Here is a 19,078-nt window from a genome sequence, read left to right on the forward strand (position 1 = left end):
CCTCCGGGGGGCGGCGGCGTGTGGCGCACAGGGGCGGCGCCACACGCCGCCTGCCGGCCGGCGCGTGCCCACAGGGGCGAGGCTCGCGCGTGCGGCGTGAGGTGGTGGTCTGCGGTGAATGTAGCCCAATGACCGGCTACATGTGGGTCATTCCGTTTCGCCGGTCGGGTCCTCGCGGGTGGCCGCCGCCCGGATCGCCGTCGGTGCGGGCCGCCAGCCAGTCGGGCCACGGCACCGGAGGGTTCGGCAGGGGCGTGATGTCCCGTTCGGCGAGAAGGCGTGCGAAGCCCTCGCGGTCGGCGGGGACGGCTCTCGGGTCGCCGGCCATCACCTCGTACAGGGTCGCGCCTTCCGGCCCCGCGACGAGGGGGCCGAACGCGGCGCCCTGTTCCAGGGTGATGTGCGTGCCCGTCGGGCAGGGGCGGTCTCCGACGGTGACCTCGCCGGCGACGACGAACACGTAGTGGTCGGACATGTGCCCGTGTCGTTCCACGATCACCCCGGGGTCGTAGCGGGCGTAGACGACCATGCGTTGGGGCGTCCACTCCAGGAACTTCTCCCAGACGGACACGCGGCGGCCGTCGTGCGACTGCGCCTTGACCTCGTGCCAGGGTGCATCGCCGATATGCGTGATCGTCAGTTCCGGGTTGCCCTCAGGCATTTCGTGCACACCCCCCTCAAGGGGACCGGCGTCCGGCAACGGCCCGTTCACACCCTAGCTGATGCATATGCACGTGCATCCGCATCCGCATTGGTGCGCCCTGGAACCTAGCCGTTGGGAAATTAGTTTGCAAGGTCCACTATCGACTGAGCGACCAATACGATGGCCCCCGAAGCGGTGTCGCCCGAATGGGGGACGCCGACCGAGACCGGCACTTCCGACCACGCCCGGAGGCGTACATGCGTGTTTTCACGTCGTTCGACGAGTTCGCGGCCCAGAAGGGCGAGCACCTGGGGTACAGCGACTGGCACGTCGTCGACCAGGACCGCATCGACCGCTTCGCCGACGCCACCGGTGACCACCAGTGGATCCACGTCGACCCCGAGCGTGCCAAGGACGGCCCGTTCGGCGCGACGATCGCGCACGGCTACCTGACGCTGTCGATGATCCCCGCCCTGGGCAAGGACGTCTTCCGCCTCGAAGGCCCGAAGATGCTCGTCAACTACGGCACCGACAAGGTTCGCTTCCCGACGCCCGTCACCGTCGGCTCGCGCCTGCGCGTCGGGGCGGAGCTGGCCGAGGTCCGCGACGTCGCGCAGGGCAAGCAGATCGTCATCCGGTACACCGTCGAGATCGAGGGCCAGACCAAGCCCGCCTGCGTCGCCGAGACACTGGTGCTCGTCGTCCTGTGACCTGCGCACCACGCGCAACAGAACTCGCCCGGGGGCCGGCCGCCGACGCGGCCTTCCCCCGGGATCGCGGCACGCGCGCCTGCGCACGGCGTGATCCGGACAGCGCTCGTCGGCCGGCCGTCGGAGGCGACGCCTAGCCTCGGGGCGCATGAGCGAAATGGCAACGCCCGAGGAGCTTTTCGGCTCCGCTCGTTCGCTGCGGATCCAGGATCGCGCGTACGAAATTCTCGCTACGGACGCCGTCACGTGGTCTGACACAGCAGCCCCCGAGCTCCGGCCGTTGCTGCCGGACGGGGACGCACCGGTCTGGCGGGCGGTTCTCGTCGACGAGGGATGCTGCCTGCTCGGGTCGGTGGCAGTCGTGCGAACCAGGGACGCCGCCGCGGCTCACTCCGTGTACGGGGACATCCACCGTGCCGGCACCCGGGCCAGTTGCGTGGCGTTTCTCGAACCGCCTGACCACACGGGATTCGCCTACCCGCCGAGCGGCGGGAACTGGCGCTCCAGTGTGCTGTGGCGCAACTACATCGTCCTCGCCGAGGTCGTTGCGGCCGACGGCCACACCCGCACCGCGGACCTGCGGCCGAAGGATATGGGCTTCGACCTGCTGACGATTCCGATACGCGGGATCCGGCGGATCGCCTGGGCCGCCCCCGCCCCAGCCCCAGCCCCGGTTGCCGCCCCGATCGCCGCCGCCGTCGCCGACGACCGTGAGAGCGAGCCCGACGACACCGCGCCGCACGACGGCCGGGACGACGAACTCAGCGACGAGGAACGCGAGTACGTGGTGGGCGCGGTCTCCGTGATGGTCCGCGGCGGGTTCAAGAACGAAGCGGACATCCTGGAAGACCTGCCCCACACCGTCTGCGAGCTCCTGGGCCGCGACCATGCCGGGTTGACCGAGGAACTCACGCTTTTCACAAGCGAGTTGTTCCGATCCGAAAAGGCCGCGGAAGCCGCGTGGCACGACGTCACCACGAACGACGCGATCGACCGTGCCTTCGCCGACCTGCGGGCGGAACGGATCGTGGCCCTCCAGAACGCGGGCCTGACGCAGTCCGACGGCTGGTCGGACGGCGAGGAGGCGGCGCGTTCTTTGGCCTTCGACCTCGAATGGGACGCCGATACAGCCGACATCGACGACGAGGCCCGCGAAGCCGCTGCCGATTCCCGCTGGGGACCGGTCCGGGGCGCAGTCTTCTACCACGGGCAGGACCTCGCGCGCGCGGTGCACGGCGAAGGGCTGTACCTGGCCTTCGGCGCGTTCGCCGAGCCCGGCCGCGCCCGTGCCGACCACGACGCGGCCTCCGCCGCGGTCGGCCACACCGTGCGCGAAGTACTGGCGCGACACGGCGTGGCCGTCGAATGGGACGAGACCGCCGGCCAACGGCTCTTCGTTCCGCCGTTCGCGTGGCGCCGTCGGCGATGGACCCGGGCGCCCGCTCGGTGACGTGCGCCGCGGGGCCGCGAGTGCCTCCGCACTCGGACGGCGGAGGCACCGGGATCGCGGGGCGTCGACCGTCCGGCGCCCGGTGACCCGCTTCAGGCCACATGCTCGTCGACACCCGTGAAAGCTGCCCACAGCGATGCGTAGACACCGCCCCGGGCGAGCAGTTCCTCGTGTGTGCCGGTCTCCACGACCCGCCCGCGGTCGACCACCGCCACGCGATCCGCCTTCGCCGCCGTCGACAGCCGGTGTGCGACCACCAGCGTCGTACGCCGCTTCGCGACCTCGTCGGCAGCCCGGGTCACCGCGGCCTCGGTGGCCAGATCCAGTGCCGCGGTCGCCTCGTCGAGCAGCAGGATGTCCGGATCGACCAGGTGCGCGCGGGCCAGCGCGATGAGCTGCCGCTGGCCCGCGGAGAGCGTGCGTCCGCGCTCGCCGACGTCGTGCAGGTAGCCGCCCTGGAGCGCGGCGATCGCCTCGTGCGCGCCGACCGCCCGTGCCGCCGCCTCGACTTCGGCATCGGTCGCGTCCGGCCGACCGTACGCGATGGCGTCGCGCACGGTGCCGGCCGCCAGATACGGCTCCTGCGGCACGACGCCCAGCCGGTGCCGGTAGCCCGCCAGATCCCAGTCGCGCACGTCCACACCGTCGACGCGCACCGCTCCCGAGTCGACGTCGTAGAAGCGCGCGACCAGCTTGACCAGCGTCGACTTCCCGGCACCCGTCTCGCCGACCAGCGCCACCGTCTCGCCCGGCGCGACGCGCAGCGACACCCCGGAGATCGCCTCGGGCGCCTTGCCGTTCCGCGTGCCGTCCTCGCTCACCGCCGTTGTCCGATAAGCGAAATGCACGTTCTCGAACACGATTTCGCCCTTGAGGCCGGAGCCCGGAACCGGCACCGGCTTCGCCGGGCGCGGCGTCGAACTCGGCGTCCGCAGCAGATCCCGGATGCGTCGCAGGCCGACCGCCGCCTGCTGATAGCCGTCGAACACCTGCGAAAGCTGCTGGATCGGGGTGAAGAACATATCGATGTACAGCAGATACGCGATCAGCGCGCCCGCCGTCATCGTCCCCGCGTCCACGCGCTGCGCCCCTACCACCAGGGCCAGCGCACCGGCCAGGTTGGACAGGAACTGCCCGAACGGGAAGTACAGCGCGATGTAGCGCTGCGCGGTCAGCCGCGAGTCGTAGTAGTCGCGGCTGCGTTCGGCGAACCGCGCCGAATTGCGGCCCTCGCGGCGGAACGCCTGTGCGGTCCGCATGCCGGCCACGTTCTCCTGGAGGTCGGCGTTGACCGCGCTGACCTTCTCGCGTGCATCGTCGTACGCCGCCGCCGAACGCTTGCGGAACACCACTGTCGCGGCGATGAGGATCGGCAGCACACTCATCACCACGAGCGCCAACTGCCAGTCCAGCACCAGCAGCGCGGCCATGATGCCGAAGAACGTCAGCACACTCACCACCGCGCTGACCAGGCCGGTCTGCAGGAACGTCGACATGGCGTCGACGTCGGTGGTCATGCGCGTCATGATGCGGCCGGACATCTCGCGCTCGTAGTAGTCCAACCCCAGGCGCTGAAGATGCGCGAACGTCTTGACGCGCAGCGTGTACAGCAGCCGCTCGCCCGTCCGCCCGGCGATGCGCACCTGCGCGACGTTGACCAGCCAGTCCGCCGCCACCACGGCCAACGCGATCAACGAAACGACGACGATCGCGTGCGTCGCTTCGTCGCCCACGCCCCGGTCCACGCCGTCGCGGATCAGCGCGGGGAGCGCGAGCTGTGCGGCGGCGTCGAAAGCGACCAGCAGCAGGCCGATCAGCAGCGGAATCCGGTACGGGCGCAGCAGCGACCGCAGCGTGAAGTGCCGGTCCTCCGCCCGCGCGGCGCGCTCGTCGACCGCCGGCTTGTCGGTCGCGGGCGGCAACGCCTTGACCTGGGCGAGCAGTTCCGGTGTCGCCGGCATCATCGCGGCGAATCCCGGACCACCGCGCCCGGGGCCGCCGCCTCCGCCGACGGACGCGGCACCGTCCTGCGCGGTGGTGCGGGCGGTGGCCTCGTACGGCGAATCCGGCAGCGCGTCCCGGTCCCACAACTCGGGGGTGATCCCGTCCGCGGAAGGCTCGGCGGACGCCGCGGCAGCCTGAGCCGCCGGAGTCTCGGCCGCGTCGGTGCCCTCGGCATCGTCGCCCGGCCCCGACAGCAGCAGCCGGAACAGCGGGCACCGCGCGTCGAGTTCCGCGTACGTGCCGACATCGACCAGGCGCCCCCGGTCGAGCACCGCGATGCGGTCCGCCAACTGCAACGTCGACCGGCGGTGCGCGATCAACACCGTGGTACGGCCCGCCATCACCCGGCGCAGCGTCGCGTGGATCTCCGCCTCGACCTTGGGGTCCACCGCCGAGGTCGCGTCGTCCAGCACGAGGATCCTCGGATCGGTGATCAGCGCGCGTGCGAGGGCGATGCGCTGGCGCTGGCCGCCGGACAACGTGAGGCCCTGCTCGCCCACCACAGAGTCGTAGCCGTCCGGCAGCCCGCTGATGAACGTGTCCGCCTCCGCGGCCCGCGCCGCCGCCCGAACCTGAGCGTCGGTCGCGTCGGGCCGGCCGTAGGCGATGTTGGCGCGCACGGTGTCGGAAAACAGGAAAGAGTCCTCGGCGACCAGCCCGATGGCCGCCCGCAGCGAGTCCAGCGTCAGGTCGCGGACATCGTGGCCCGCGACCCGGACCGTGCCCTCCTGAACGTCGTAGAAGCGCGGCAGCAGCATGGACACCGTCGACTTGCCGGAGCCCGAGGTGCCGACAAGCGCCAGCGTCTCGCCGGGTGCGACTGCGAGGGTCAGGCCGTCCAGGACCGGGCGCGACGCGACGTACCCGAACGTCGCGCCGTCGAACTCGATGCCGGCCGCCTGCGGTGCCAACGGCGTCGCGCCGGGCTTCTCGGTGACCAGTGGCTGAGAGTCGATGACCTCGTACACGCGTTCGACGGAGGCGCGGGCCTGCTGCCCGAGCGTCAGCAGGCTTGCGAGCATGCGCACGGGACCGACCAGCTGCCCGAGGTAGGTGGAGAACGCGAGGAACGTGCCCAGCGTGATCCGGCCCTCGATGGCCAGCCAGCCGCCCAGCGCGAGAACACCGACCTGCCCGAGCGCCGGGATCGCGGACAGCGTCGGCGTGTAGCGGCTGTTGAGCCGTACGGCCCGCATCCGGGCGGCGAACAGGCGTTTCCCGGCGGCCTCCAGCCGCCCGATCTCCTGGTACTCCTGCCCGAAGCCCTTCACCACACGGACCCCGGTGACCGCGCCGTCGACGACACCCGCGAGCGCGGCGGCCTCCTGCTGCGCCGCCCATGTGGCCGGAAACAGCCGTCGGCGCGAGACGCGCGCGACCAGGAACAGGCCCGGCCCGACCGCGAGCGCGACGATCGTCAGCAGCGGCGACAACGTGAACATCACGACCAGCGAGATGACGAAGAGCAGGGCGCTGCCGGTCAGCATCGGCAGCATCGCCAGCACGCTGGAGATCATGTTGATGTCCGAGCCGGCCCGGCTGACGATCTGGCCGGTCTGTAGTTCGTCCTGCCGGGCGCCGTCGAGCCGCGACAGCGCGCCGAAGACCTGCGTGCGCAGGTCGTACTGCACTTCGAGGGACAACCGCCCGCCGACGTACCGGCGGACGAAGGCCGCCGCGAACGCGATGACCGCCGCGCCGACAAGCAACGCGGCGAGCGGGGCTATGGAACGCGTGTGGCTCACCACGGCGTCGTCGATGACCGCGCGCTGGACGAGGGGCACGAACGCGGTGACGGTCATGCCGATGATCGAGGCGCCGAACGCCCAGAGCACGCTTCCCTTGTGCTGCCAGCAGGCAGCCAGCAGACGGCGCAGCCAACCGCGCCCGGCGGCGGGAGGCGGAACCTGAGGAGCGGCCGGTGCCGCGGCGGTGGTCACAACCACCGAGTCTAAGTGCTTAGCGCCACTAACGATTCCGCGTCAGCGCGGGGAGGGAAGCAGGCGGCCGCGGCCCCCGAGCCACCTCGCCGACGACGCCTGCCCCACCTCCCCACGCCACCCCGCCCGCCGCCCGTTCCACACCGCTTCCCGCCCCCGCTGCGACGCCTGCCGACGCCGCGTCGCCCCCACCCGTGCCTGCACGCCTGCCGCCCGGTGCACATCGTTCTCCGCCGCTGCTGCGACGCTTGCCGACTGCCGCGCGCCGCCCCCGCCGTCCCGATCGGCTGCGGCGGCCCCCGCCCGCTTCCGCAGCGTCTTCCGGGCTCTTCGCGACACCGCTCACGACGCGGCGACGTACCGGGCCGCAGCTCAGAGATAGTCCTCCAGCCGCGCGAAGGCGTAGCCCTGGGCGGTGACTTCGCGTACCGCCAGGCGCAGCATGTCGGTCATGGTGCCGCGCCACTCGGTCGGTCCGCGGAAGTGGGTCAGGATGATGTCGCCGGGGTGGAACCGGTGGTCGGTGTAGCGGTAGTCGATGCGGTCGACGAACACCTCCTGGTTCCACATCGGCACGGCCGTGATGCCGCACGACGCGGCGACGCGCAGTGTCTCGGGGGTGTACTCGCCGTAGGGCGGTCGGAACAGTCGGGGGCGTACGCCGATCTCCTCCGCGAGGTTGTCCTGCTGGCCACAGATCTCCCGCTCCTGCGCAGCGCGGCCAAGTTTGCGCAGGTCAGGGTGGTTGAGCGTGTGGTTGTGCACCGCGACGCCCTGCTCCGCGAGGTCGCGGAAGTAGCCGTAGTCGGGGATGAGGTAGTCGCTGACGAACACGCTCACCGGGATGTCCAGTTCACGCAGCATGCGGCTGAACGCCGGGTCCTTCTCCGCGCCGTCGTCGACGGTCAGGAACACGACCTTGTCGGTCGTCGGGACCCGCCGCAGGACGGGCGGCACGCCCGGGTCTGCGATCACTTGGGGCCGGTCGTCGGTGAGCCTCGGCTTGGTCTCGGGCGGCGGCGGCGCGATCAGCGGCGCGGCGGTGAGCCCCCACTTCGCGGCGGCCTTCTGCCGCGCCTGGGCGGCCTCGACGGCCTGTTCACCGGGGCGGGGCTTGGCGAAGGCGTCGCTGGACTCGCCGGGAGCCGGCTGCGGGGCGACCTCTCCGTCGGCCGGGGAGCCGGTGGCGTCGGCGGGTCCGGGAGCTGCGTTCGATGGAGGTGCGGACGTGGGCGGCGCGGTCGTGCGGCGCAGGCCGAAACCCTCCTGGTCCGAGCCGGGGACCGCGCAGGCGGCGGTGGCCAGCAATGTGGCGACAAAGAGACAAGAAGTCGTGCGGTGGTGGCGGTTGCGGTTGCGGTAAGGGTTCACCCGGATGACCTCCGATGGGCGCCAGTGACCGCCGAACGTCCCCGGGGAGTCGTCCGCGCATTCCGGCGCTCACTCGATCGCATGACCGGGGCCGGATCGCGTGGCGGGCGTGTCGAAGCTCCGGCGGAGCGCGGGATTTTCGACGATCTGGACGGCCTCGGGCATGTGCGGCGCCGTGGTCTGTCGGCCTCTGGATCGCGGGCGGACCGCGCCGGGCAGGCGACTCAAGGCGGATTTAAAGACCTAAGTCGACAAAATTGTGAGCTTCGAGAATGCGGTCGCGCCGAGGCGTGGATTGTTCACTCGTCGGAGTGAACTTGCGTGTCCAGGGTCCATTCGGGGCATGCAGGTTCACCCGTACGGCCTAAAGATGCGCGGAGGAATCTCGACAAAACCTTAGAGTCAACCCGCCGTCACGTGGGGTGGCGGGTTTCGGTGCCGGTGTTCCCGGGTGGGGGCGGCGCCGCGTACGAGGAGGCGAAAATGAGGCTCGGATACCGGCGCGCGGCTGTGCTTGCGGTTGCTGTCTTCTTCAGCTCGATGGCGTCGCTGTATGTGCCCGCGGCGCGGGCCGCGCAACTGCCGCGCATCCCCCGCGTCCCGGACAAGTTTGTGCCCGCCGACTTCGCCCTGCCGTTCCACGGCCCGCTGTGGAACGCCGTCGGAACAGCCTCGTTCGCCTGACCTCGGCCGGCTCCGCCGCTCGCGGCTGATCCGCGTCAGGTTCGACCGGGCCGAGTGGTTCCGCGACGGTTCGCGCCACGCCCCGGCATCGTCACCACCTTCCGAAGTCCTGCGTGCCCCGGGGAGACGTCCGGGGCTTGCGCCGGTGCCGCCCGGTGGCGGCTCTCTCTCCGGATAACGGCGCAGGAGCGGGTCAGGACACGGGCCGGGAAGCCGGAATGCAGAGTCCGCGAGCGCCAGGCTTCTGTCGCAGGCAGGAACGACCGACAGCGCCAAGGGCCCGACAGCGTGGTCGCGAGCGGGCCAGGTCGGTGAGCAGACCTGTTCGAGGCGATCGCCGCCCGCTCAGGCCGCTCCCGCCGGGGCCTCGGGCGCATCCGCCGCGAACAACTCGGCGGCGAGCTCCGCGAGGTCCAAGTCCAACACGCGGGCGAGTTGCGCGACAGTGAAGAACGCGGGCATGGCGATCGCGCCGCGTTCGATCTTGCGCAGGGTGTCCAGCGGAACACCGGATTCCACCGAGACCTGTGCCGCGCTGCGGCGGCCACGTGCCTCGCGCAGCACCTGGCCGAGGATCCGGCCGCGGTGCCGCTGTTCGTCGGTCAGAGGGGTACGCACCATGCTCACGATTGTATGGCCTGTATTTTTTGGCCCGGATTCTTTGGCGTGTATTGTTTGGCCAAATACAGGGATCGCGGGAGGTAGCCCATGGTGTCGCTCAAGAGCAACGCAGAGATCGAACTGATGCGCGAGGCGGGCCGCGTCGTCGCCGACACGCTTCGTGTGGTCACGGAAGCCGCCCGGCCCGGCGTCACCCTCAAGGAACTCGACGCGCTTGCGGCCGAGCACATACGTGCGGCGCGTGCGCTGCCTTCGTTCCTGGGCTACCGGCCGTACGCGTCCGTGCCGCCCTTCCCGGGCGTGCTGTGCCTGTCGGTCAACGACGTCGTCGTGCACGGCGTCCCCAATGAACGCGTGCTGCGCGACGGCGACTTGCTCTCGGCGGACTGCGGGGCGATCCTCGGCGGCTACCACGGGGACTCCGCCGTCACCGTCGCGGTCGGCCGGGCCGATCCGGCGGCCGAACGGCTGGCCCTTGCGACTCGCGAGGCGCTGGAGGCCGCGATCGCGGCCATGGTCCCCGACAACACGATCGGGGACGTGGCGAACGCCGTGCAGCGCGTTGCGGAGGCGTACGGCTACGGCATCCTCCGCGATCACGGCGGCCATGGCATCGGCACGTCCATGCATGAGGACCCCCACGTACCGAACTCCGGTCGTCCCGGGCGCGGTTACCGGCTGCGCGAGGGGCTGGTGCTCGCGCTGGAACCGATGTTCGTGGAGAGCGGACGCACCGATTACCGGATCCTGCCCGACCGGTGGACCCTGGTCACCGCCGACGGCTCCCGCGCCGCCCACTTCGAACACACCGTGGCGGTGACCGGTGACGGCCCCAGGGTCCTGACGGCCCTGTGAGATCCGTCGGAGACGCGCGCCCACCCGGCAATCTCAGCGCGATGGCGCGCCGGGCCGAGGAAGCAGCACGCACGGCGTCGGCTGCACACGAACGTACGCCAGTGCGGTCCGCGGGCATGCGTTCGGCGTCAGCGAGGGGCGTCTCCCGGCCTGGGCAGGCCCCATCCCACGGCGGCGATCACATGCCCCGGCCGCCGGTGACCTCGATGACCGTGCCGGTGATGTAGCTGGACAGGTCGGAGGCGAGGAAGAGGACGGCGTTGGCGACCTCGACCGGCTCGCCGGCGCGCTGGAGGGGGACTTCGCGCTCCTTGGCGTCCCAGATGTCCTTGCGCATCGCCTCGGTCATCGCGGTCCGGATCAGTCCGGGCTGGACCGCGTTCACACGAACTCCCAGGTGTGCCAGCTCCTTTGCCGCAGCCTTGGTGAGGCCGACAACGCCGGCTTTGGCGGCGCTGTAATTGGTCTGACCGACGAAGCCGACCTTGCCGGACAGCGACGAGATGTTCACGATCGCGCCGCGTCCCTGCTCGCGCATGACCAGCGACGCGGCCCGCGTGCCGAGCCAGGTGCCCTTGAGGTGCACGTCGACGACGGTCTCGAAGTCGTCGAGGGTCATCTTGCGCAGCGTCGCGTCCCGCGTCACGCCCGCGTTGTTGACGAATACATCGAGTGCGCCGTAAGTGTCGACGCATGTGCGCACAAGTTCGTCGACCTCTTCGGGAGCGGTCACATCACAGCTCACACCGACCGCGCTGCCGCCCGCCGCCGCCAGTTCCTCCGCCGCCGCCCGCGCCGCGTCTCCGTCGCGGTCGCCGAGGACCACTCGGGCGCCGTTCGCGCAGAAGACCTTGGCGATCTCCAGGCCGATGCCCTGTGCCGCTCCGGTGACCACCGCATTGCGTCCTTCGAGCATGGCTTTCCTCCGTGTCGTCGTCTGTGCCGGACGGTCACCGCCGGACAGCCTACTGACAGATGGTCAGTAAGGTGCGCGATGGGCGCCTTGGCGCATGATCACATCCGCTCGTCTCCGAGAAACTTCCGAGAACCAGGAGAAGCCGTGCCCATATTCGGTGCTGAGACCACTGCCGACGAAGTCATCGCCGGTATCGATCTGACCGGCAAGGTCGCCGTCGTCACCGGGGCGACCTCGGGGCTGGGGGCGGAGACCGTCCGCGCGCTGTCCGGCGCCGGCGCACACGTCGTCGCGACCGCGCGTGACGCGGCCAAGGCCGCCGAGGTGGTCGCCTCCCTGGGCGGAGACGGCCGCTCCGTCGAAGGCGGAGTCCTCGACCTCGGCTCGACGGCCTCGGTACGCGAATTCGCCGCGTGGCTGCTCGACCGCCATCCGCGCATCGACATCCTCGTCAACAACGCCGGCGTCATGGCCACGCCGTTCGGCCGCACCGCGGACGGCTTCGAGCTCCAGTTCGGCACGAACCATCTCGGCCACTTCCTGCTGACGAACCTGCTGACCCCCGCCCTGCTGCGCGGCGCCCCCTCCCGAGTCGTCAACCTCAGCTCGGCGGGCCACCGGGTCAGCGACATCCTGTGGGACGACCCGAACTTCGAGACCACCGACTACCATCCGTGGGTGGCGTACGGGCAGTCCAAGACCGCCAACGTGCTGTTCACCGTCGAGCTCGACCGTCGTCTCGCGGAACGCGGTGTCCGTGCGTACGCCGTGCACCCCGGATCGGTCAGGACCAACCTGGGGCGTCACCTCGGTGCCGAGGAAAGCGCCGCGATGCTGGAGCGGGCGACACGGTCCGAGGCACACCGGGCGAAGTCCGTGGTGGAGGGCGCCGCGACCCAGGTGTGGGCCGCGACCGCCGCCGAACTCGCCGACCAGGGCGGCATTTACGTCGAGGACTGCGGCGTCAGCGAGCAGTATCGTGCGTGGGCACGCGACCCCGAGGCGGCGGTCCGACTGTGGGCGATGTCCGAGGAGCTGCTGGGCGAGAAGTTCCCGCCGGCCTGAACAAAAGGTGCGGACCGGAGGCGGGCCCGTGGACGGGGGGATGTCCACGGGCCCATCCGATGCCGGCGTTGCGCCGGAGGCGCGCTTCGCCGGTCCTCCCGTCCTGCGGCCGGGCCGCGGGACGGCGGTTTCGGGGGCTACGGGGTCCGCCCGGACACACGGGAGGTACGCCATTCCCTGCCCTCGGGTTCGCGAATTGGCCCAGGCCACTCGACGACGATTGGCCCTTGGAGCGCGCGACGCGGGGGCCAAGACTGGGGGCACCGAGGGCGGAAAGGGCACGGCCGGGGCATACATCGCCGAGTGTCCGGTTCGCGACGTGCGGCCCTCGGCCCCCGTGCCGAGGAGGTGCCCACGATGGAGACCGGAACAGCTTTTCTGCTCTTGGCCGTTCTCATTGCCGTGGTGATCCTCGGCCGGCTCCTCGGAGCGGACGCGCGAGGTTCCCGACGCCGCGCGTGGGTGCGCGAGCGGGCTCGGCGCCAAGTGGCCCTGTGGGACTCCTTTTTCGCCGCCAACCAGCCCTGGCACGCCACCGAAACCGACGAACCCCACGGGACGGGCGACAACGACGGCCTGTGCATCGGCCGGTCGCGCGACGGCTTCTGAGCGCCGCGCCGACCCCGCCCACGGTGGTCGACCCGCGCACGCCGACGGCAGAAATCGGCCACCTGCACGCATCCCGCCGGTCTGACGGGTGAACGCCCGGCGAAGTCCTCCCGCATGCGGCCGTCCGGCGCTACCATCCGCGCGTACGACCGATCGGGCACCCGTGAGCTGCGACGACGCCCGGTTCCGGACGCAGCCCTCGGGGGGTCACCGGCATCATGTTCGACCGGGTACGCAAGCGCGGCGCGTCCGCACGTACCACCGTTGCGGCGGCAGCCGCCGCGATCGCTCTGCTCCTCGGCACGGCGCCGGCCACTCCCGCGGCCACCGTCCCCGCGGTCGTCACGACGCAGCAGGAAGTCGTCGTCACCCAGACCGGCCACAACAGCGTCACCGTGCCCGCCGACGCGACATCCGTCCGTGTCACGCTGTTCGGCGCCGCGAGCGACGACGGGGATCCGGGCGAGATCGCCACCGGCAACGCCGCGATCAGCGAATCCGGCCGACTGCGCCCCGGACAGACCGTGATGGTCTTCATCGCCTCGACCGGCACCGTGTTCGGGCCCTCGATCTTCGAACCCTGGCTGACCGCCGCCGGCGGCGACGCGTCGGAAACGTCGCCGCCCGATGCGCAGATGTTCCCGGACGCGACGACGCAGCAGGACGCCAATACCGGGCCAGGACGCGCGCAGTTGGTCTTCACCGTCCCGGTGGGCGACATCGGCGGGCTGCCCACCGGAGTCGACTTCGGTCCCGTCATAGCGCCCGGCGGGGCCTTGCGGCACGTCCCGGTGGGCAGCAGTGGGGGCGCGCCGCTGACGCTTACCTCGGTCACCGCCACGCCGCCGTTCTCCGTCGACGTCACCGGCACCACGTGCACCGCGTCCGCACCCGTCCCGATCGGAGGCAATTGCAGCGTCGCAGTGCAGGTCACCCTGACCGGCCGCGGTCCGGTCACCGGCATGCTCACGTTCACCGGCAACATCCCCGGCGGTTCGCGCACGGTCGCGCTGGCCGCGAACGGCGTCACCGTCCCGGGGCCGCCGGCCGCGTTGACCGTGACGCCCGGTGACGCGCAGGCCGTACTGTCCTGGCTGCCGCCCGCCGACGACGGCGGGACCGCGCTGACGGGGTATCAGATCTACCGGTCGAGCGGTCAGCAGCCGACGCCGATGCTGGTCGGGACGGTCGGACCGGCGACCCAGATCCACACGGACGCCGGGCTGGCGCAGAACATCGCGTACACCTATGTCGTCCGCGCGGTCAACGCTGCCGGCTTCTCGCCCGCCTCGCCGCCCGCCGCCGCGACTCCCGTGCCGGGCCTCGCGGTCACCACCGCCTCGCTCGCAGACGCGACAGCCGACGTCGGCTACAGCCTGCGCCTTCAGGCCGCGGGAGGTATTGCCCCGTACCGGTGGTCCGTCGACGGCACGCTGCCGAGCGGGCTCGTGCTCGATCCCGACACCGGGGAGCTCAGCGGCACCCCGATGACGGCCGGCGGCTTCGCGTTCACCGTCCGCGTCGCGGACAGTGCGACGCCGGCGCGCGAAGCCGACCGCGCGCTGACCCTGACCGTGCGGTCCGCGCCGACGCCGGCCGAGCCCGCCCCCAGCGCTGCCGGTCCGGGTGACACGCAGGCGGGGCGCACACCGGCCATGGACGGCGACGACGGCGACGGCGGATCGGACGCGGCGCTCTGGGCATGGGCGCTTTTGGGCGTGGTCGGCGTCATCGGTGCGATTGTGGCGATCCGCCGCCTGCGCGCGGCGCGGGCGGGAACGCGCGGGTGACCGCCACCCCGGGCCGTACTAATGTCTGGTCTTTGCCCTGCCTGCACGAGGAGTTTTCCCGATGCCCCCGCCCCCTTCCGGGCCGAACCCCCACGGCGTCCAGACCGGCGGCGAACCCGCCACCGCCAAGGAGCGTGAGCTGGCGGCGGAGCAGCGGCACGTGGACCGCGCGTACGTCCGCCTGGAAGCCATGCGCGGTGAGGCGCAGGCACTGATGCGCGAGGGGTACCGCCAGGCGCAGGTCGGCACGGTCGGCTCCCTCGTGGAGCGGGACACGATGGTCTTCCGGGCCGAATTGTGGGCGCGCACGCTCGACGCCGCCGACGACGGACTGGTTTTCGGCCGACTGGACCGTGCGGACCGTGAGGTGTGGCACATCGGCCGTATCGGAGTGCGGGACGAGGAGAGCGAAATCCTTGTCGTCGACTGGCGCGCCCCGGCTGCCGAGGCGTTCTACCAGGCGACTCCCGAGGAGCCCCGCGGCGTGGTGCGCCGCCGCGTGCTGCACTCGCGAGGACACCAGGTCGTCGACATCGAGGACGACCTCCTCGACCCCGAGTCCGCGCCGGACGACCTCGTCGTGGTCGGGGACGGAGCGTTCCTGGCCGCGCTGAGCCGCACGCGGGACGGAAGCATGCGCGACATCGTCGCGACCATCCAACAGGAGCAGGACGACGCGATCCGCGCGCCGGCCGACGGCTCGGTCATCGTGCGCGGCGGCCCCGGCACCGGCAAGACCGCGGTCGCCCTGCACCGGGTCGCCTACCTGTTGTTCCGGCATCGGCAGCGCTTCGGTGCGCGCGGTGTGCTCGTGGTCGGTCCCAACCCGCGCTTCACGGCGTACATCGAACGCGTGCTCCCGTCGCTGGGGGAGGGCGGCGCGGTCCTGCACTCGCTCGGCGACCTCGTGGACGGCGTCACCGCGTCCTGTCACGACAGCCCCGACGTGGCCCGGCTCAAGGGCGCGACGCGGATGGTGCCGCTGCTGCGCCGCGAGGTCGCCGCGACGCCGGCCGGTGCCCCGCACGAGCTGCGGATCAGGCACCGCGGCACCGAAGTCGTCCTCGACGCGGCGGCGCTTCGGGGCATCCGCCGCGACCTGCTTCAACGGGCGCGTCGCGGGCCGAACGGCCAGCGTGTCGCCGCGGCCAAGGCGGTGCTCGCGGCACTGTGGGCGAAGCTCGCGGCGCGCGGTGCGGCGCGCGGGGAGAAGGACGCCTTCCTCGAAGACGTCGCGGCCCGCGACGAGTTCGCGGTGTTCCTCAACACGTGGTGGCCGCTGCTGCGTCCGATGGACGTCCTGCGCGGGCTCGCGGACCCGGCCCGTGTGGACCGCGCCGCGCGCGGACGCCTGACACGCAGTCAGGTCTCGTTGTTGGCGTCGTCGTGGCAGCGGACCGCGGAGACCGGCGAGGTCTCCTTCCTCGACGTCGCGCTGCTGGACGAAATCGACGTGCTCGTGGGGCCGTTGCCCCGGGTGCGGCCGCATGTTCCGGGCATCCCGGACGAGGACAACCCGTATGTCGTGGACGGCTACGACATCTTCACCGGTGAGAGCGTGCGCACCTCCGCGCCCGCCGACGAAATCAGCGAAGTGACCACGTACGCCGACCGCATGGCCCGTGCCGCGCGCGGCAACGGCGACCGCGACGAGGAGCCGGCGGAGTACGCGCACATCGTCGTCGACGAGGCGCAGGACCTCGCGCCGATGCAGTGGCGCATGCTCAAACGCCGTGGTCGCCATGCGACATGGACGATCGTGGAGGATCCGGCACAAAGCGCCTGGGAGGATCTGCGGGCCTCCGCCGAGGCGATGGGCGATGCGCTGGGCGACCGCCGGCGGCACGAGTTCGAGTTGACAACGAACTACCGCAACCCGGCGGAGATCGCCGCTCTCGCGGCGCGGGTTCTGGTACGGGCTGTCCCGGATGCGCGTCCCGCACGGGCGGTGCGCACCGGCGGCGAAAAGCCGGAACTGCTCGTGGCCACCGATCTCCAGGCCGTCGTACGTGCCACCGTGACGCGTCTGCTGGATTCCGTGGAGGGCACCATCGGCGTCGTCACACCTGTTGGGGCGACGGCGCCGTACGCCGACGTCCTCGCCGGGCTGCCGGCGCGCGTCCAGCCCATGAACGCGCTGGACGCGAAGGGCCTGGAGTTCGACGCCGCGGTCATCGTCGACCCGAAGGCCATCGTGGAGCAGGCTCCGAGCGGCCTGCGCACGCTGTATGTCGCGTTGACGCGGGCCACTCGGAGCCTGGCAGTCGTGACCTCGGACGAGGATTGGGCGGTCGACCTGTTGGGGGTGCCGCCGTCACGGATCTGAACGCTCGGGATTTCGACGCCGTGGCGGTGACCGGTCAGCCGTCGAACGGGTCGCAGGCAATCGCCAATTGATTTTGTCGATGCATTCCGAGGTCGTCAGATCAGCTTTTCGGTCAGCTCTGTCTTGTCGCGGCGGACGATCAGGCATTGGAGCGTGCGGTCGCCGTCTTCCCACGACTCCGGAGTGGGCGCGTACCACGTGACGGTCAGGTCGCTTGGACTGTCCTGCCGGTCGATGATTACGGAACCCATTTGGTCACAGGCGGCGTCGTTGGCGTTCTCGAACGCCGACGACCTCGGGTCCAGGCTGTCGGAGATCGTGCTCACGCCGGCAACCTGGGCGTCATGCGGGCCGCTGCACGACTTCTTGCTGATCTGACCGGACGACGAGGTGTCGATGCAGTCACCGGCCTTGAGATCCACGGACTCGACCTGGCCCGGCATGGTCGCCCCGCCGGCCGGCCGCGTCGACGTCGCGCCGGGGGAGCCGGAGCTGTCCAGGTCGAGGTCCGGGATGTCGAGCGACGGCATCGTCGGCATCGGCGGAATCGACATCTTGGGGATGTCGCCGATGTCGATCCCGCCGGGCTTGCCGTCCTTGTCGTCGCCGTTGCAGCCGGTCAGGAGAGCGATGGCGAAGATTCCGGACGCGGCCGCGGCGGTGACGCGCAGAGCCGATTTACGGGGGGAGCGGGGGGAACGCATGGGGGGACGAATGCCTCTCGTGGTTTGTCGGGACGCGCACGATCATGCCGGAGGCGTCGACCACAACAATGAGGGTCCATGTACTTGATTTCCGCACGCGGCTGTGGCATTCCGGCAATTGCCGGGAGGCGGGCTACAACTGCTATGCAGCAGACTCGTCTTGAGTATGTATCAGTTCTGTAACCAAAATCCACCGCGAGTGCCGCGACGGTTCCGCAACGCACCGTCGTTGCAAGTAGTTTCACCCGACGCCCGGTGAATATGCGCGCAAGGCGGCGCGTTTTCCGGACTTTATCCGAACGGGTCCGCTTCAGTAACGGCTGCCTTCGGGAGCGGGAAGGGCGTCCAGTTCCGACAGCTCCTCCGCGGACAGCGTGACGTCGGCGGCCCCGGCGTTGTCGGCGAGGTACTTCGGAGTTTTCGTCCCGGGGATGGGCACGACGTACGAGCCTTGCGCGCGCACCCACGCCAGCGCCACCTGGGCGGGGGTCGCGTCCCGGCGGGCGGCGATCGCGCGTACGGCCGTCACGATGGCTTGGTTCGCCGCGATCGTGTCGGCCTGGAAGCGCGGCAGGGTGCGCCGCCAGTCGCCCTCGGGAAGATCGTCGACGGACGCGAAGTTGCCGGTGAGGAAGCCGCGGCCGAGGGGCGAGAAGGGCAGGAATGCGATCCCTTGCGCATCGCAGTAGGGCAGCACGTCCGTCAGCGCGTCGCGCGTCCACAGCGACAGCTCGGACTGGACCGACGCGACGGGGTGCACGGCCTGTGCGCGCTTGAGCTCCTCGACGGAGACCTCGGAGAGCCCGATATGCCGCGCCTTGCCCGCCGCGACGGTCTCGGCGAGCGCGCCCCACGTCTCCTCGATCGGCACCTCCGGGTCGACGCGGTGGAGTTGGTACAGGTCGACATGGTCGGTTTGCAGGCGCCGCAGACTTTCGTCGATCGACTGCCGCACGTGCTCCGGACGGCCGTTGCGCTCCATTCCCGCCATTCCGCGCGTCAGGCGGTTCCGGCCCAGTGACAGGCCCACCTTGGTCGCCAGGACCACGCGGTCGCGGATCCCCGCGAGGCCGCGTCCGACCAACTCCTCGTTGGTGTATGGGCCATAGACGTCCGCGGTGTCGATCAGCGTCATGCCGAGGTCGACGGCCTGGCGCAGCACGGCCAGGGATGTCGCGTCGTCCCGGCCGGCGGGATCGTAGGCGTGGGTCATGCCCATGCAGCCCAGCCCGATCACGCCTACGGTGGGGCCGTCGGTGCCGAGTGTCGTGGTCAGCATGAAATATCGCTCCTTGCGGTCGGGCCCGTTGTCGTACGTCCTTCAGCCTGCCGCTTCGAGCGCACTCGAAGTCAAGACGCCGGCCGGGGAGGCGGGGTGCGGTGGCCAAGG

Annotated in this window: 15 protein-coding genes; 8 read left to right on the top strand and 7 right to left on the bottom strand. The window is 70.9% G+C overall.

What is annotated here, in order from left to right; translation table 11 throughout:
- Positions 1 to 136 precede the first annotated feature (136 nt).
- Positions 137 to 661 (bottom strand): hypothetical protein, encoded by a 525-nt coding sequence (locus ACRX5W_RS18095; protein WP_436789217.1) that lies wholly within the window; start codon positions 659 to 661, stop codon positions 137 to 139.
- Between the two features lie 239 nt (positions 662 to 900).
- On the opposite strand from ACRX5W_RS18095, the gene ACRX5W_RS18100 reads away from it, so the two are divergent.
- Both ACRX5W_RS18100 and ACRX5W_RS18105 read left to right on the top strand, forming a co-directional pair.
- Positions 901 to 1,353 carry a MaoC family dehydratase gene (locus ACRX5W_RS18100; protein WP_436789218.1) on the top strand — a complete coding sequence of 151 codons (453 nt, stop codon included), beginning with the start codon at positions 901 to 903 and terminating at the stop codon, positions 1,351 to 1,353.
- A 148-nt stretch (positions 1,354 to 1,501) separates the two neighbouring features.
- The gene (locus ACRX5W_RS18105) at positions 1,502 to 2,803 is read left to right on the top strand and encodes a DUF6891 domain-containing protein (RefSeq protein ID WP_436789219.1); all 1,302 of its coding nucleotides are present in this window, start codon (positions 1,502 to 1,504) and stop codon (positions 2,801 to 2,803) included.
- A 92-nt stretch (positions 2,804 to 2,895) separates the two neighbouring features.
- On the opposite strand, the gene ACRX5W_RS18110 is transcribed toward ACRX5W_RS18105, so the two are convergent.
- Both ACRX5W_RS18110 and ACRX5W_RS18115 read right to left on the bottom strand, forming a co-directional pair.
- Positions 2,896 to 6,747 carry an ABC transporter ATP-binding protein gene (locus ACRX5W_RS18110; RefSeq protein ID WP_436789220.1) on the bottom strand — a complete coding sequence of 1,284 codons (3,852 nt, stop codon included), beginning with the start codon at positions 6,745 to 6,747 and terminating at the stop codon, positions 2,896 to 2,898.
- A 372-nt stretch (positions 6,748 to 7,119) separates the two neighbouring features.
- Positions 7,120 to 8,001 (bottom strand): polysaccharide deacetylase family protein, encoded by an 882-nt coding sequence (locus ACRX5W_RS18115; RefSeq protein WP_436789421.1) that lies wholly within the window; start codon positions 7,999 to 8,001, stop codon positions 7,120 to 7,122.
- Between the two features lie 600 nt (positions 8,002 to 8,601).
- On the opposite strand from ACRX5W_RS18115, the gene ACRX5W_RS18120 reads away from it, so the two are divergent.
- Positions 8,602 to 8,802, top strand: coding sequence for a hypothetical protein (locus ACRX5W_RS18120; protein ID WP_436789221.1), 201 nt, complete (start codon positions 8,602 to 8,604; stop codon positions 8,800 to 8,802).
- A 345-nt stretch (positions 8,803 to 9,147) separates the two neighbouring features.
- On the opposite strand, the gene ACRX5W_RS18125 is transcribed toward ACRX5W_RS18120, so the two are convergent.
- Positions 9,148 to 9,423, bottom strand: a complete 276-nt coding sequence (locus tag ACRX5W_RS18125) for a helix-turn-helix domain-containing protein (RefSeq protein ID WP_436789222.1) — start codon at positions 9,421 to 9,423, stop codon at positions 9,148 to 9,150.
- An 87-nt stretch (positions 9,424 to 9,510) separates the two neighbouring features.
- On the opposite strand from ACRX5W_RS18125, the gene map reads away from it, so the two are divergent.
- Complete coding sequence (map, locus tag ACRX5W_RS18130) at positions 9,511 to 10,278, top strand: type I methionyl aminopeptidase (protein WP_436789223.1); 768 nt, start codon at positions 9,511 to 9,513, stop codon at positions 10,276 to 10,278.
- 178 nt (positions 10,279 to 10,456) lie between these two features.
- Here map and fabG read toward each other — a convergent pair whose 3' ends face one another.
- Positions 10,457 to 11,194 (bottom strand): 3-oxoacyl-ACP reductase FabG, encoded by a 738-nt coding sequence (gene fabG, locus ACRX5W_RS18135; RefSeq protein WP_436789224.1) that lies wholly within the window; start codon positions 11,192 to 11,194, stop codon positions 10,457 to 10,459.
- Positions 11,195 to 11,338: 144 nt separating this feature from the next.
- On the opposite strand from fabG, the gene ACRX5W_RS18140 reads away from it, so the two are divergent.
- The 4 genes from ACRX5W_RS18140 (at position 11,339) to ACRX5W_RS18155 (ending at position 16,984) form a co-directional block, all read left to right on the top strand.
- Positions 11,339 to 12,259 carry an SDR family NAD(P)-dependent oxidoreductase gene (locus ACRX5W_RS18140; protein ID WP_436789225.1) on the top strand — a complete coding sequence of 307 codons (921 nt, stop codon included), beginning with the start codon at positions 11,339 to 11,341 and terminating at the stop codon, positions 12,257 to 12,259.
- A gap of 357 nt (positions 12,260 to 12,616) precedes the next feature.
- Entirely contained in the window at positions 12,617 to 12,868 is a 252-nt protein-coding gene (locus tag ACRX5W_RS18145) for a hypothetical protein (RefSeq protein WP_436789226.1), read from the top strand.
- Positions 12,869 to 13,086: 218 nt separating this feature from the next.
- Entirely contained in the window at positions 13,087 to 14,658 is a 1,572-nt protein-coding gene (locus ACRX5W_RS18150) for a putative Ig domain-containing protein (RefSeq protein ID WP_436789227.1), read from the top strand.
- A 61-nt stretch (positions 14,659 to 14,719) separates the two neighbouring features.
- Positions 14,720 to 16,984, top strand: coding sequence for a HelD family protein (locus ACRX5W_RS18155; RefSeq protein WP_436789228.1), 2,265 nt, complete (start codon positions 14,720 to 14,722; stop codon positions 16,982 to 16,984).
- A 95-nt stretch (positions 16,985 to 17,079) separates the two neighbouring features.
- Here ACRX5W_RS18155 and ACRX5W_RS18160 read toward each other — a convergent pair whose 3' ends face one another.
- A complete protein-coding gene (locus ACRX5W_RS18160) occupies positions 17,080 to 17,688 on the bottom strand; it encodes a septum formation family protein (RefSeq protein ID WP_436789229.1) in 609 nt (202 codons plus the stop codon).
- Between the two features lie 310 nt (positions 17,689 to 17,998).
- Positions 17,999 to 18,967 carry an aldo/keto reductase gene (locus ACRX5W_RS18165; protein ID WP_436789230.1) on the bottom strand — a complete coding sequence of 323 codons (969 nt, stop codon included), beginning with the start codon at positions 18,965 to 18,967 and terminating at the stop codon, positions 17,999 to 18,001.
- Positions 18,968 to 19,078 lie beyond the last annotated feature (111 nt).

This window comes from Yinghuangia sp. YIM S10712, from assembly GCF_051388935.1.
Taxonomy (GTDB): Bacteria; Actinomycetota; Actinomycetes; order Streptomycetales; family Streptomycetaceae; genus Yinghuangia.